At 47.2% G+C, this 13,934-nt stretch carries 14 protein-coding genes; 2 read left to right on the forward strand and 12 right to left on the reverse strand.

The window, feature by feature from the left end; genetic code table 11:
* Positions 1–137: 137 nt before the first annotated feature.
* Positions 138–1,517: a class I SAM-dependent rRNA methyltransferase gene (locus MHI21_RS17190; protein ID WP_342418578.1), complete on the reverse strand. Its 1,380-nt coding sequence runs from the start codon at positions 1,515–1,517 to the stop codon at positions 138–140.
* Positions 1,518–1,805: 288 nt separating this feature from the next.
* Here MHI21_RS17190 and MHI21_RS17195 point away from each other — a divergent pair, with 288 nt between their 5' ends.
* Entirely contained in the window at positions 1,806–2,828 is a 1,023-nt protein-coding gene (locus tag MHI21_RS17195; RefSeq protein WP_342418579.1) for a Na/Pi symporter, read from the forward strand.
* On the opposite strand, the gene MHI21_RS17200 is transcribed toward MHI21_RS17195, so the two are convergent.
* The 5 genes from MHI21_RS17200 to prmA form a co-directional block, all read right to left on the reverse strand.
* Positions 2,818–3,252 carry an NUDIX domain-containing protein gene (locus MHI21_RS17200; RefSeq protein WP_023989501.1) on the reverse strand — a complete coding sequence of 145 codons (435 nt, stop codon included), beginning with the start codon at positions 3,250–3,252 and terminating at the stop codon, positions 2,818–2,820. The genes MHI21_RS17195 and MHI21_RS17200 overlap by 11 nt on opposite strands.
* Before the next feature lie 104 nt (positions 3,253–3,356).
* The gene (mtaB, locus tag MHI21_RS17205; RefSeq protein WP_342418580.1) at positions 3,357–4,700 is read right to left on the reverse strand and encodes a tRNA (N(6)-L-threonylcarbamoyladenosine(37)-C(2))-methylthiotransferase MtaB; all 1,344 of its coding nucleotides are present in this window, start codon (positions 4,698–4,700) and stop codon (positions 3,357–3,359) included.
* A 1-nt stretch (position 4,701) separates the two neighbouring features.
* Positions 4,702–5,466, reverse strand: a complete 765-nt coding sequence (locus MHI21_RS17210) for a 16S rRNA (uracil(1498)-N(3))-methyltransferase (RefSeq protein WP_342418581.1) — start codon at positions 5,464–5,466, stop codon at positions 4,702–4,704.
* A 188-nt stretch (positions 5,467–5,654) separates the two neighbouring features.
* Entirely contained in the window at positions 5,655–6,347 is a 693-nt protein-coding gene (locus tag MHI21_RS17215) for a site-2 protease family protein (protein ID WP_023989504.1), read from the reverse strand.
* Positions 6,348–6,349: 2 nt separating this feature from the next.
* The gene (prmA, locus tag MHI21_RS17220; protein WP_165178421.1) at positions 6,350–7,315 is read right to left on the reverse strand and encodes a 50S ribosomal protein L11 methyltransferase; all 966 of its coding nucleotides are present in this window, start codon (positions 7,313–7,315) and stop codon (positions 6,350–6,352) included.
* Between the two features lie 195 nt (positions 7,316–7,510).
* Between prmA and MHI21_RS17225 the strand changes: the two genes are divergently transcribed.
* A complete protein-coding gene (locus MHI21_RS17225; RefSeq protein WP_342418582.1) occupies positions 7,511–7,930 on the forward strand; it encodes a hypothetical protein in 420 nt (139 codons plus the stop codon).
* Positions 7,931–8,015: 85 nt separating this feature from the next.
* On the opposite strand, the gene MHI21_RS17230 is transcribed toward MHI21_RS17225, so the two are convergent.
* From MHI21_RS17230 to dcuS, 6 genes are all read right to left on the reverse strand, one after another.
* Positions 8,016–8,201, reverse strand: coding sequence for a YfhD family protein (locus tag MHI21_RS17230; RefSeq protein ID WP_069290020.1), 186 nt, complete (start codon positions 8,199–8,201; stop codon positions 8,016–8,018).
* A 24-nt stretch (positions 8,202–8,225) separates the two neighbouring features.
* Complete coding sequence (locus MHI21_RS17235; RefSeq protein ID WP_013311164.1) at positions 8,226–8,600, reverse strand: hypothetical protein; 375 nt, start codon at positions 8,598–8,600, stop codon at positions 8,226–8,228.
* Between the two features lie 164 nt (positions 8,601–8,764).
* Positions 8,765–9,961: a malic enzyme-like NAD(P)-binding protein gene (locus MHI21_RS17240; protein ID WP_025723348.1), complete on the reverse strand. Its 1,197-nt coding sequence runs from the start codon at positions 9,959–9,961 to the stop codon at positions 8,765–8,767.
* Positions 9,962–10,024: 63 nt separating this feature from the next.
* Positions 10,025–11,371 (reverse strand): 2-hydroxycarboxylate transporter family protein, encoded by a 1,347-nt coding sequence (locus tag MHI21_RS17245; protein WP_341163597.1) that lies wholly within the window; start codon positions 11,369–11,371, stop codon positions 10,025–10,027.
* Positions 11,372–11,492: 121 nt separating this feature from the next.
* Entirely contained in the window at positions 11,493–12,200 is a 708-nt protein-coding gene (gene dcuR / locus MHI21_RS17250; RefSeq protein WP_342418583.1) for a two-component system response regulator DcuR, read from the reverse strand.
* Positions 12,193–13,848, reverse strand: coding sequence for a DcuS/MalK family sensor histidine kinase (dcuS, locus tag MHI21_RS17255; RefSeq protein WP_342418584.1), 1,656 nt, complete (start codon positions 13,846–13,848; stop codon positions 12,193–12,195). Before dcuS ends, dcuR begins: the two co-directional genes overlap by 8 nt.
* Positions 13,849–13,934 lie beyond the last annotated feature (86 nt).

Here is a 13,934-nt window from a genome sequence, read left to right on the forward strand (position 1 = left end):
CCTCCCCCTAAAAATAAATCAGTCCCGCAGGTTGGCTTGGTGCATGCCTTCTCTACAGGACTGATTTATACCTAAAATGAGTCTATTTTACCTATTTAATCACCAAAAAGGCGATTGACTTTGACTTTGTATGAAACCTAAAGCTGTGTCCGGCTGCGCACCTCAAAGATGGCGAATTTCAAGTAATGGCCTTCCTCCACACCCAAAATTTGAGGATGGTCCTTACCAGCCGCTCTCCAGTCTACCAGACGAAGGATTTTGCCGGCATCTGCCGCCGCTTCCTTAATGGTGTCCAAAAACAGCTCTGGCCGCATATGGAACGAACAGCTCGCTGTCACCAGATAGCCGCCCTCATTGACAAGTTTCATCCCATGCAGGTTGATATCTTTATACCCACGTGTAGCTCCTTTGACAGCGTTCTTCGTTTTGGCAAAGGCTGGCGGATCGAGAATGACCACATCAAAGGTGCGTCCGCCACCTGCTGTCAGCGGCTTGGATGTATCTCCTTTGCCCCCGGCTCGTGCATTGCGTTCCTCTACGCCTTTCACTTGATTGCGCAAATATTGAAAAGCATCGTCGACGACAAACTCGACGCGTTCCTCAAAACCGTTCAGCTTGACATTATCCCGCGCACTTTCAATCGCATGCTCAGAAATATCAAGACATGTTACTTTTTTAGCACCATGTTTACATGCATTGAGCGTAAAGCTTCCCGTATGTGAAAAACATTCCAATACGGTTGCGCCATCCCAGAATGGGAATTCAACAACCTTACCACTTTTATTCACTGGCTTCATGACCGTAGTGCCCGCATCCCCTGAGTCTGCAGCTACTTCTTGTAGCGTAATTCCACTACGTGCTCCCCAACCTGTCATCAACGGTGCTATAGCCGCACGATTTTCACGCTGGTCAAAGAAATACCCCGTCTTCTGGCCCTCTACGATATCAACCTTGATTTGCAGGCCATTTTCCGTCACCACCACATGACGCGGGCAATCACCGTACAAAGGACCCTTCGTTTGTTCCAATCCTTCCAGCTCACGGATGGATACATCACTGCGCTCATATATACCAGCAGGACCCACTACTTCAACGAGCGCATCCCTGATTTCTTCCCTGCGCAGATCCATGCCAAGCGTTAACAACTGCACGACTAACACATCACCAAATCGATCTACAATCAGTCCAGGCAAAAAATCAGCCTCGCCGTACACCAACCGATAAGCGTTTCCCCCGGTCACAAAACGTTCGCGGTGCTCCAGACATTTGCGAAAGCGTTGGGCAAAAAAGTTTTGATCCATTGCTTCCAGCGGCTCGTAGGACATCACACGTACTGTAATTTGTGAAGCCGGATTATAGTAACCTGTCGCCAAATAACGCCCCTGATGGTTAACGATGCTGACCAAATCGCCTGCCTCTGGGTCACCCTCAATCTTGGCTATTTCGTTTTTAAACACCCAAGGGTGTGCGTGCTCCAGCCTTTTTTTACGGCTGCGTTCTAATATTACTGAAGGCAAAATCCTTCACTCCCATTCTTGGATTACTCAAAGTGTTAAAACGTTGTTCGATAGGGGCGCGGCTCCGCGGATCATTTGATCTTACGATCACTGTTGCTTTTCCAGATTCAAATGATCCGCTTCGCTACTGCCCGCCTGTATATCGACGTCACGCTTTTAAAGCTTGTGAAGATACTACAAAAATTATCGTTCTATAAAAAAACAGCTCGGCCATGCTTGTCATGGCTGTCCTCGGTAGATCATAGGCTGTTACATAAGTATTTTCACCTAGAAAAGGGGGCTATGCCCGTGTTTATACATGTTATACTCCCGCTGTGCGGCGGGCTGTTTATTTTTTTGGGCGGGATGAAGCTGATGGAAGCAGCCCTCCGGCATTTGGCCGGCCCCTTCCTCACCCGCTGGCTGAACCGCGCCACAGTTTCCCCTTGGCGGGGCATGCTGTTCAGCTCAGGCATTACCGCCTTGCTGCAAAGCAGCACCGCCGTAACGGTGCTGACGATCGGACTGGTTAACGCCGGGCTATTGACCTACGGCCGCACGCTCGGCATCATTCTCGGCACCAATATCGGCACCTGCCTGACCACCGAGCTGATGGGGCTCCAGCTTGGCATGCTGGCTGTTCCGCTGCTCTGCGGCTCATTGCTATGCTGGAGCACTGCCGTCCTGTGGGGTGAAGCTGTCCCCAATCGCCAGTATGCGTCCGCCGGAGCTTCACCCGGCTCCAATGGGCTTAGCCGTCCGCAGGCTGTACAATATATCAGCCTCGTCTTTGCTGGATTTTCGCTGATTCTGGCAGGTATCCGCGTAATGCAAACAGTCGGCCCCTGGATTGAGCAGGCCGGACTATTCCGCTGGTTTCTTGATCACGCTGCGGCCAACATGTGGTGGGCCTTCGCTGCTGGAGCCTGTCTGACCGCGCTGGTTCACAGTAGCGCAGCCGTCATTGGCATGGCGATCAGCCTTGCCGCTGCGGGAGCCTTGCCAGCCGATGTGGGGATCGCCATCGTCATCGGCTCCAATGTAGGCACCTGCGTAACCGCCCTCATTGCCGCTGTTGGCGGCAGCGTGTCCGGCAAATTTGTAGCCTGGTCCCACGTGCTGCTGAACGTAGGCGGAGCCTTGCTCTTTATGCCGTTGATCCCTGGTCTGGAGATGGCCGCTGCCTGGATATCTACCGAGCCCGGAGTCAAAGTAGCCCATGCCCAAACTCTGTTTAACGTTATTAGCTCTCTGCTGGTCTTGCCTCTCTGCTATCTACCTGTGTGGACGCGTTTAGAGGATCGTATATCTCCCGACAGAATCAAACATTAATTCCTAGCATGGACAGCGCCTTGCTTAAAATGACATCATTATTGTCATATCCACCCTGGCGCTGGAGACGCCATGCTTCCTCAGGCGTATGCCACGCAACTCCTTTAATTTCTTCGATCTGTGCCTGTAAATCCCCATCCAGTGCCTCTACGAGATAATAGTGTACTTCTTTATCTACTTCCCCAAATTCTGGATGATGATACGTATAAGCAATCATATCTACATGCTGGATAATCCGCCCGTTCAACCCTGTTTCCTCGCGAATTTCACGTAAAGCCGTCTGTTCGATTGTTTCTCCCAACTCCATTTTCCCTTTAGCCAAGGATACCTTGCCATATCGGTCAGTAATGAGCTGAATTTCAAGTTGCTCCCCCTGTTTGCGAAACACAACGCCGCCTGCGGAAATTTCCTTTTTTGCTGCCATCCTGTAATCTCCCTTCCTTGCGCAACAAGGATTCCGTCCTCTCTGTAAGGAAAGGCGAAATCCTTGTTTGCCATCTCTATTGCCTGTTCAGGCTTTTTTTGTTCTTACAGAGCTGTTTGCAGCCCATTCTCTAGTACGCGAACCAATTGGCCTTCACTTTCATTAATGCCCGCCTTCGTCAGCTTCACGCGGCATACCTTGCCAACCAGATCCTCAGTACCTTCAAACGCCAGTTGAATATAATTGTCACTATATCCATGGAGTATGCCGCTATCTTCGGTCCCTTTCGGTGCAACTTCCGGAATGACCTCCAGCACCTGACCTACAAACTTCTCAGCATACGCCAATTGCATCTGCTCTGACAGTTGTATCAGCTCATGCACTCGTTCATTTTTCACGTCTTCGTCCACCTGATCCTCCATACGCGCCGCAGGAGTTCCGCTGCGCTTGGAGTACGGGAACACGTGCATTTCCGAAAAACCGATTTTTTTCATCAACTCATAGCCATTGCGGAACATTTCATCCGTCTCCCCAGGGAAGCCGACAATCACGTCCGTTGTAATCGCTACATCTGGCATTGCTTTGCGAATCATAAGCATTTTGTTATAAAACTCTTCTGTCGTGTACTTGCGACGCATCCGTTTCAACACGGTGTCGTCCCCCGCCTGAAGCGGTATGTGAAAATGACGAACCAGCTTGGTGGAACGATTCAGTACATCAAGCATTTTTTCATCAATCTGGCTGGCTTCAATCGAACTGATACGGATACGCTCCAGCCCTTCCACCTTCTCCAGATCCCACAGCAGATCAGACAGGTCATAGTTTTCCATGTCGTCACCATAACCGCCAGTGTGGATACCTGTGAGCACAATTTCCTTGTAGCCCGCGTGTACCAATTGACGCGCCTGTGCAATAATGCTCGCGGCGTCACGACTGCGGGATAGCCCCCGCGACCACGGAATGATGCAGAAGGTACAGAAGTTATTGCAACCATCCTGAATTTTCAAAAATGCCCGAGTATGATTAGCAAAATCAGGCACATCCATTTCCTCAAATACACGCGTTTTCATAATATTGCGCACGGCGTTCACCGGTTGACGCGTCCCTTGAATTTCCTGCACGAACGGAATGATTTTGTCCCGATCCTGAGTCCCGATAACGAGATCAACGCCAGGAATATCCATAATTTCGGCAGGAGAAGTTTGGGCGTAACAGCCCGTCACTGCCACAATGGCATCTGGATTCCGGCGAATCGCGCGGCGAATAATCTGACGACTCTTTTTATCGCCGGTATTCGTAACGGTACATGTATTAATAAGATAGACGTCAGCAGTCTGCTCATCAAAGTCCACCTGTTCATAACCTTCATTTTTAAACAGCTGCCAGATCGCTTCTGTATCATAAAAGTTAACCTTACAGCCCAATGTGTAAAATGCCACTGACGGCATATTAAACCCCTCCCATTTCTCCTGTCTCATATAAAATGCATGCCAATGCAGCCATTCCTGCGGTCTCCGCACGCAAAATACGTCTTCCCAGTCCTGTAGACTGGGCTCCAGCCTGCTCGGCTTCCAGGCTTTCCGCTTCAGTAAAGCCACCTTCCGGGCCTACCACCAGCAGAACACGCGGCATGTCCGTCGACGCCCATTGTCCTGCCAAAGGTTGGATTACATCCCGTAGCTGTTTACCCTGCTCTTTTTCATAACAATAACATATCAAATCATACCCAGCAAAAGAAGCCAGAAGTTCTTTCCACGTCATGGGCGCGCTAATTTCTGGAATCCGGTTACGGTGGCTTTGTTCAGCCGCTTCCTTCACAATCTTGCGCCAACGCTCCAGTCGCTTGCCTTCTTTTTTGGCATCATACTGCACGACCGTACGCTCGGACAAAAACGGTACAAACCCGGTTGCTCCGATTTCTGTACATTTTTGCATCACCGTCTCCATCTTGTCTCCTTTAGGAAGACTCTGAGCGATGGTGACCTGCACATGCGGTTCAGAGGTCATCTTTAGCAGCTCAATAATCGTCGCCGTAACATGATCCTGCTCAATCGTATCCAAAGCAACCAGCGCTTCTCTAGATACCCCGTCACTAACTATAATTTTGTCACCACTACGGCCCCGCATGACTTTGGCGATATGCCGCGCGTCCTCACCCGCAACAATCACGTGATCTTCTAGAAATTGCTCTGCCGGAATAAAATAACGCTGCATTCTCTCTCACACCTATTCCTGGATTTTGCAAAATCCTCATTCTAAAAATAACTGTTATCCACTAACGTTCCGTACAAAATCCGAATAAATCACCAAGCAACATCATATCATCTTTTGCGCCTGTATGACCAGTCTGTTCCCTCTTCCATTCAGGTTATACCTACCTATTCTCGTAAAAAAAGGAGCCCTTAGGCTCCGAATAATCCAGTGATATAAAAAGAGAACTGCAAAAACTGTATATAAATCATCTGGGCCAGCGTGTAAAGAGGTTCAATCGTTACAGCTCGAACCTGCGGAATGACCAGTATAAGTAGAAAAATAAAGATCGACCACTGTTCAAACTGCTGGAGTTTGCGGCGTACAGGAGTAGGGGCCACATCTTCCACAATCCGGTATCCATCCAGTGGAGGCAGTGGGATCAAATTAAAGATAAATAAAAACAGATTTAAATTGATCAGGGCATTGATAAACAAGTAGATTGCTTGAGCCACCCGTTGGTTCTCCATCCCCGGCAATACTTGAAAATGAAGGAGCACGGCATAGATCAAAGTAGTAACAAATGCAAGCAACAGATTGCTGAGCGGACCCGCAGCCGATACGATAATGCCCATGAGGCGCGGACGGCTAAAATTGTCACGATTAACCGGAACTGGCTTGGCCCAGCCAAAGCCTCCGATCAACAGCAGCAGCGTACCCAGCAGGTCAATATGCACTGCCGGATTTAAAGTCACGCGCCCAAGTAGCTTGGCTGTAGGGTCGCCAAATTTATTGGCATAATATGCATGTGCAAACTCATGAACCGTGAACGATATGATCACAGCCAGTAAATAAAAGGGAAGAACATTTAAATTTACACGAAAAATATTTTGTAAAAAATCCATACTTACCTCTTTCTCGCCACAAACGCCAGCCAATCTTCATCCCGGCTTATTTCGGCAATCTCAAAGCCAGCTGCTTTCAATGCAGTTTCGACAACTTCTTCTTTGTTCTTCCAAATCCCTGAAGCAATATAAATACCACCTGGTTGCAGGGCTTTATATACATCATCAATGAACAGCAGAATAATCTCTGCCAATATATTAGCTACCACCAGCTTGACCGGTAACTGGATACCCAGCGTTGGATCGCTCGCATTAAGCACGGATAGCAAATCACTTTCTTTAATGGTAATGCGTTCCTCCAGTCCGTTCAAACGCGTATTTTCCCGCGCACTGGATACTGCCACCGGGTCCAGATCCAAGGCAAGTACATGCTTCGCTCCCAGCTTTACAGCTCCAATGGCCAAAATACCGGAACCCGTGCCGACATCAATGACTTCTTCCCCGCCCTTAATTACAGATTCCAGCGTTCTCAGACAAAGGGATGTCGTAGGATGCGTTCCTGTCCCAAAGGCCATACCAGGGTCCAGCTCAATGATTTTTTCCTCTTCACTCGCAGGCTCATAGTCTTCCCAAGTGGGTTTAATCGTCAGACGGTCCGACACACGCAAAGGCTTGAAATATTGCTTCCAAGCATTTGCCCAGTCATCCTCATCAACTGTTTTCAGTTCATACTGAACCTCACCAGGGTCAATATCGAAAGTTCTCAATTCTTCGACGCGCGGCTCAATTTGCGAACGAATACGATCCATGTCCACTTCTTCGGCAAAATAGCCTTTGATGATCGCTTGTCCTTCAGGTATGTCGTTCAAAGGCCGATCATACCACTGTCCATAGGACGTATCCCGCGGCTTGTTGAGCGAACCGGATTCTTCAATGGAAACCCCTCCTGCACCTGCTTCGTGCAGAAAATTCGAAATCATTTCGATGGCTTCTTCGGTTGTATGTATTGTAATTTCATTCCACAACATGTTTTTCATTTCCTCCTCATTTCACATGCATACATTACATTGTACTATATACATGCATAGGAGTTCAAAAAAGCTAATATTATCGGTGCTCAAAATATTTTTTGTAGAGCTTGTATTTGTTGTCCTCTCTTTTAGTCCAAGCACCCTTAACTCTAGTACATACAATACAATATACTAGAAAAGGAGTGATTTAGTATGGCAAAGGCGGTGTTAGATTATAATGCCAGTGTTATTACACCTATCACGAATGGTATCAATCTACCTGTTCCGATTTCTCCAGCCGGACTTGGAATTGCTACGACGTCTGTATTTATTGATCCTGCTATTTCTGGAGCTGTCAACAACCGAGTAGAGTTAAAAGCCTCGATTGGACTACGTTTTGTCGGTGCCGGCAACATTAGAGTGCTTGTACGGATTTGGAGAGCCGGCAAGGAAATTTATTACGGACTGGAATCCAATGTCTTCGATAACAATATTATTCTTAATGTCGAAACGGTAGACGTTGCGCCTCTGGGCGTGCAAAACTACCAACTGATTATTGAAAATCAAACGCCTGCGACTACTGCTTTCGTCGCCGGTCCTCTTGTTTTTAGTGCAACAGCATACAACGGATAATGAATAGAAAGAGGAAAGAACACAAATAAGACGGGCTATCCCACAAATTATCCTTATTAATGGAGATAACCCGTCTTATTAAATTCTACTCATTGTCGTTTATGATACGTTGCTGACGACGGTCAGCTACTTCGCTACGCCGGATCGCTTCTAGATCCTCAGCATCTGCCTGATCTGCCGAGAACTCAACATCTTCATTTTTAGCAGATTGCATGCGTTTGATTTTCTCCGTTTTGGTCAGCACTTTATCAAACCGTTTGTTTTTGGACATCGGTCACTACTCCCTCCAAACTTTTCACAGCATTCCACCCGCTTGTTCCACGATGGACATCGCCTGATGATGAATGGATTCATCCACCACAGCAGTCAACAAAATATCGCGGCCCGTCGGTCCGCCCTGTCCTCCATCACTCATGCCACTGGCGGACGGATCAGCCGCAGCCAGTATTGCTGGAGTTGCATCTGTAAAGTCCACGCCCTGTGTCAGTGAGGACAAGCTGCTAATCTGTCCTGAAAATACAGGCAATCCGGCGTTGCCAGTAGACTGCCGCGGATACCGGCTAAATCGGTCTATCGACACATCGGCTACCCGGAGAGCTTCCAGTTTTCTAGCGGCTCCCTGTGCTTCCTCAGGACTTTTGAAATACGCCAAAATATTTTTTTCGCCCATCTCAAAATCTCCCTGTGTAGTATTGAGCGTAACTGCTCTTCAAAAGCATAGAGCGTTACGCTTTGTTATATCCTGCTCATCGGCACGATTTTATATTCCCTACGAAGGCTAGACGGATCAGGCAGGCCAAGACTGTGAACCATAGTTTGTGAAGAATATAACTTTTACGGGTGTAAAGTAGCAGCAGGAGCTTCACCTGACTTGGCCACTCCTGTCTCCCATGCAGCACGAATGACAGCATCCCGTACCTTTTGAACCACCTTCGGATTAAAAACATTCGGTATGATATAAGTTTCACTTAGCTCCTCAGGACAGATCGCATCAGCGATGGCAAGTCCGGCAGCCAGTTTCATTTCCTCATTAATCGTCGTAGCATGGCAATCTAGAGCACCCCGGAAAATTCCCGGGAAGCATAGCACATTGTTAATCTGATTTGGAAAATCGGAGCGGCCGGTAGCAAGCACACGTACATGAGGTGCGGCTACAGCCGGATCAATTTCCGGCTTCGGATTCGCCATGGCGAACACGATAGGATCAGTTGCCATGCTCTGTATATCCTCCACAGTCAGTATATTCGGGCCTGACACACCGATGAATACATCAGCTCCCACAATCACATCGGATAAACTTCCACTTAAATTGTGCGGATTAGTCATGTTCGCATACTCTGTCCAATGCGGGTTACTGTACTCCACGTCACGATGAATAGCTCCCTGTCGATCAACGCCAATCAGATTGCGCACACCTGCCTTAAGCAGCATACGGGAGCAGGCCATACCCGCCGCACCAATCCCTGCAAATACAACTTTAACATCCTCCATTTTTTTGCCACATACCTTTAATGCATTGACCAGACCCGCTAATACAACAACTGCCGTACCATGCTGATCATCATGAAATACTGGAATGTCCAGTTCCTGCTTCAACCGTCTCTCGATTTCAAAACAGCGTGGCGAAGATATATCTTCCAAATTAATACCGCCAAAGGCAGGAGCAATCATTTTGACAATTTGAACAATTTCATCAGCGTCCTTCGTGTTGAGACAGATTGGGAAGGCGTCAACACCTGCAAATTGTTTGAACAACACTGCTTTACCCTCCATCACAGGCATAGCGGCCTCCGGTCCGATATCTCCTAACCCAAGTACCGCAGTTCCGTCTGATACGACTGCTACTGTATTCTTTTTGATCGTTAATTGATACGCTTTGGCTGGGTCATTGGCGATTTCCATACAGATTTCAGCTACACCCGGCGTATACACTTTGGACAACCCCTCCATCGTTTCAATTGGTTTCTTTGGTAAGGTCTCCATTTTGCCACCTGCGTGTAATTCTCTAATTTCATCTATTAAACTGCTCATATTTTTCTCCGTCCTTTCATGTCTCTTTTTGGATATGAAACTCAGTCCTGTGTATAAAACTCATCAGCTCCAAAATTGGAGTAACAAAGTTGCTAAAATGACCGTGCCTGCCCCGCCAATACGTGTTGCAATTTGTGCAAAAGGCATCAGTTCCATCCGATTGGACGCAGACAGAATGGCTACATCTCCCGTGCCCCCTAATCCACCGCGACAGCTAGTCACCAAAGCAGCTTCTACGGGATACATGTGAATCCATTTTCCTGTGAAGTATCCGGTAACAATCAATGCAACTACAACAGATGCGCAGGTAATGGCATAAGGAACCGTTAAAATCCCAACTACACTATCCAAAGGTACATACAAAATACCCAATCCCACCATCAAGGGCCACGTCAGACTTGCCGTTATACATTTGTACAAGTGAAAAGCTCCCTGCTCCAATGTGCTCGGCATGATCTGAATACACTTTATTAATGCCGCCGCCAGAATCATGAGGATCGGACCTGGAATATGGAGATACGGCTCCAGCAGCTTACCCACAATAAAGAAAGTACAGGCCAACAGCAGACCCCCTCCCATCAATGGAAAAGAAATCGATTGTTCCAGACTTGCCGGGGCTAACTTGTCTGCATCTTTATCTAGTTTTAGTAACTTCCCGTTACCTGAAGTTTTTGGATTTTTCTCTGCTAATCTCTTCAGAACACCCGCACCTATGATTGCAACAATGTTCCCAATTATTGCAGCCGGGATAAACTGGGATACGAATACTGCCGAATCCTTGCCCAGCACCAATCCATAAGAAATGGACAACGGTAAAATGCCTTCCCCAATCCCACCGGAGATAATTGGAATGATGATGAAAAAAAATGTATGATAGGCGCTATAGCCAAAAGCCATACCCACCACCATTCCCACGCCAACAGCTGCAATAGATCCTATAATAATGGGGGCAAAAATTTTGACAATTCCGTTCATCAGCATTTTGCGATCCATGCCAAGAATACTTCCCGTTACTAGACATGCGATGTAGAAGTAAAGAAAATTCGAGGTTTTCATCAGCGTGTGTACTGCACCCATCGCAGATGGACTAAACATATTCCAAAATACCATTAACGATGGAACCATAAGAGATAAAATGGCCGGCCCGCCAATATGCTTAAGCAACGGAAGTTTGGCCCCTAGATCACTGAGCAGTATACCTAAAATCATGATGACGGCAAACCCGCCCAACAGATCGTTTGGAAGTCTTTCAGTAACTGCAGCTGCATAAACAATCAGCGCGATTACGGCATAGAGTGGAAGAGGAATAACCCCCAACTTTACCCTACCCAGCATTCTGATGCCATCTACAAAATTTTTACTCCATCTTTGCCCCTTTTGAATGACAGGCTGATTCGTAGCATTTTCCATAAATCTCCCTCCATAAAGTGAAGAATGATGATCATGTTTCCATTCTACACCTTGGAAAACGCTTTATTTGGTTTTATAACTAATCATTCACTTTTGTAATTAAAGTAATCAGAAAGAAGATTTAAATAAAACTATTCATGATGCCTTCTGCCTGTGGCAATATTCGGTATTGGTAAACAGGGCGCCCTATGGTACCGTATATGGTTTCCATGGAAAGAGCCTCAATCTCTGTCATAAAAGCCAGGTATTTGCGCATAGACACCCTGGATATCCCTGCGCTCTCCGCAATATCCTCGGTGGAAAATAGCACCTTATTATGCCGCTGGATACAATTCCATATCATAGCCAGCGTGGATTTAGTTATGCCTTTGGGCAACCGTGCCAAGTCTTTAGTCAAGCTTTTATGATAAATCAGTCGGTCCAGTTCCTCCTGAGAAAGTAGACTGTGCTCACGCACGATGCTAATGTGCTCTCGGTACCCCGTGAGGGCCTCCAAAAAACGGTTAAAGTGGAACGGCTTAATCAAGTAATCCACCGCGCCGAAGTTCATCGCTTTTTTGACACTGTTCATGTCACTTGCAGCCGAGATGACAATGACATCTATATTTACACCTGTCTTCCGTATGAATGACAGTAGATCGAGGCCATTGCTTTCCTGCATATACACATCTAGCAATATCAGATCAATGGCCTGTTCAGCTATATATTTCTTAGCCTCTTCCACAGAAGAAGCCCAGCCCCCACATCGAAAACCTTCCACCTGCTCCATATATTTGCGGTTAAATTCCGCAACCATCGGATCATCTTCTACAATCAGGACATTAATCATGTTCATCATTCCCCGCTATAATGTATGGAATCGTAATCTGAAAACAGCACCCTTGCTCGGCTGGGTTCAACTTTATACTTCCCTGTAATCTTTTCACGCTTTGCGTCACCAGATAAAGGCCCATTCCTCGTGACTCTCCCTTGGTCGAAAAACCTTTTTCAAATATAGCCTTTACATGCCCTTCCGGTATACCCGGACCATTATCGCACATGATACAGGTCAGATAGCCGTTCTTCTGGCTTTCCTCATAATAAAGTGAAAGAGTAATCCGCTTGTGCTCCAAAGATTCCATCGCCTCCACCGCATTATCAAACAGATTGCCAAGAATAGTAATCAGTTCATGCGTCGTTTGAGTTTGACTGGATTCGGGCAAGTAACTACCTGGAGTCAGTTCAAAATTCACCCCTACCTCTCTGGCCCGGCTTAATTTCCCCAACACAAATCCCGCCATAACCGGGTCCCTGATCTGCCGGGTGATGGAGCCAATCTCCACTTGATGATGCTCAACGGCATCCATAATGTAATGCTCCAGTTTATCGTACATTCGTAAGTGTACCATCCCCATAATGACATGCAGCTTGTTCATAAATTCATGAGCCTGCGCACGTAGTGCTTCCGTGTACAGGGACACTCCTGTCAAACGTTCCGCAAGCTGGTTCATCTCCGTTTTATCCCGAAAGGTTACAATTGCTCCAACAATTTCCCCTTTGACCCGTATCGGAACACTGGTGGTCAGCAAGGTTATTCCACCCAGCTCCATTTCCTCATCCATCTGTGGAGTACTCGCTTCCAAGACCTCTTGCAATCGAAAAGCGGATAGATAAACGGTAATTTCCTGTCCGGAGAATGAGAAATCTTCAATCCCCGCTTGTCTAAGCAAACGTATCGCTTCTGCATTCATCAGCATGACGCGACCGAATTCATCCACCGCAATAACTCCTTCCTTGATGGATTGCAACATAGCGCTGCGTTCCTCCAGCAAGCGTGCGATTTCCGGCGGCTCCAGACCAACTAGCATATTTTTGATTTTACGAGCCAGCACAACCGCACCTCCAGTGCCAATCAACATTCCGATGCCAATGGCGATAGCAATAAGACGATTGTTGCCTTCCTGAGCCATCTGTACATCTTGCATGGATATACCCACAACAATCGCCCCTACCTGCTTCCCCGTTGAACTAAACACGGGGGAAAAGGCTCGCATGGACAAGCCCAATGTTCCCTTCGCAACGGACACGCTCTCATGGCCATGAAGTGAAGTATACTCGTCTCCGCCGACAAAGGCTTTGCCGATCATCCTAGCATCCGGGTGCGTTTTACGAATTCCCTTCATATCCATAGCCACGATAAACTGGATGTGATTTGCTGCTGAAACCCTCTTCACATACTCCTGCATGGAAGGAGACGAACCCGTCCCTTGCAATTGCTCGGCAATAAGTGGCGTATGGGCGAGTGTACGCGCGATGGACATTGCCTTTTCTTCCAGTCCCTTCTCAGTTTCATGCTCCACTCTCTCAGCAAATAACAGGGTTACAGGCAGAAGCACAAGTGCCATAACTAGACATACTAGCAGTGTAATTAGGCCTCTGAGCTTTAATAGCGGTTTACCCCGACGTAGCTTGAGCTGTACATTTCCGATGGAACTCACCCTTTCTACTTGATATTAAGTCTCAACAGTTCAACATGCCTATACAAAAATGGTTATGTATGTGTTTACGTGAATATAAAAAAAGG

The organism is Paenibacillus sp. FSL H8-0168 (genome assembly GCF_038592955.1).
Taxonomy (GTDB): Bacteria; Bacillota; Bacilli; order Paenibacillales; family Paenibacillaceae; genus Paenibacillus; species Paenibacillus polymyxa_B.

What these genes read in the sequence shown, in the direction of transcription:
- MHI21_RS17200 (WP_023989501.1), bottom strand. Translation starts at nt 3,252, where the DNA reads ATGGCAGCAAAAAAGGAAATTTCCGCAGGCGGCGTTGTGTTTCGCAAA.
- mtaB (WP_342418580.1), bottom strand. Translation starts at nt 4,700, where the DNA reads ATGCCGTCAGTGGCATTTTACACATTGGGCTGTAAGGTTAACTTTTAT.
- MHI21_RS17210 (WP_342418581.1), bottom strand. Translation starts at nt 5,466, where the DNA reads ATGCAGCGTTATTTTATTCCGGCAGAGCAATTTCTAGAAGATCACGTG.
- MHI21_RS17215 (WP_023989504.1), bottom strand. Translation starts at nt 6,347, where the DNA reads ATGGATTTTTTACAAAATATTTTTCGTGTAAATTTAAATGTTCTTCCC.
- prmA (WP_165178421.1), bottom strand. Translation starts at nt 7,315, where the DNA reads ATGTTGTGGAATGAAATTACAATACATACAACCGAAGAAGCCATCGAA.
- MHI21_RS17225 (WP_342418582.1), top strand. Translation starts at nt 7,511, where the DNA reads ATGGCAAAGGCGGTGTTAGATTATAATGCCAGTGTTATTACACCTATC.
- MHI21_RS17230 (WP_069290020.1), bottom strand. Translation starts at nt 8,201, where the DNA reads ATGTCCAAAAACAAACGGTTTGATAAAGTGCTGACCAAAACGGAGAAA.
- MHI21_RS17235 (WP_013311164.1), bottom strand. Translation starts at nt 8,600, where the DNA reads ATGGGCGAAAAAAATATTTTGGCGTATTTCAAAAGTCCTGAGGAAGCA.
- MHI21_RS17240 (WP_025723348.1), bottom strand. Translation starts at nt 9,961, where the DNA reads ATGAGCAGTTTAATAGATGAAATTAGAGAATTACACGCAGGTGGCAAA.
- MHI21_RS17245 (WP_341163597.1), bottom strand. Translation starts at nt 11,371, where the DNA reads ATGGAAAATGCTACGAATCAGCCTGTCATTCAAAAGGGGCAAAGATGG.
- dcuR (WP_342418583.1), bottom strand. Translation starts at nt 12,200, where the DNA reads ATGATTAATGTCCTGATTGTAGAAGATGATCCGATGGTTGCGGAATTT.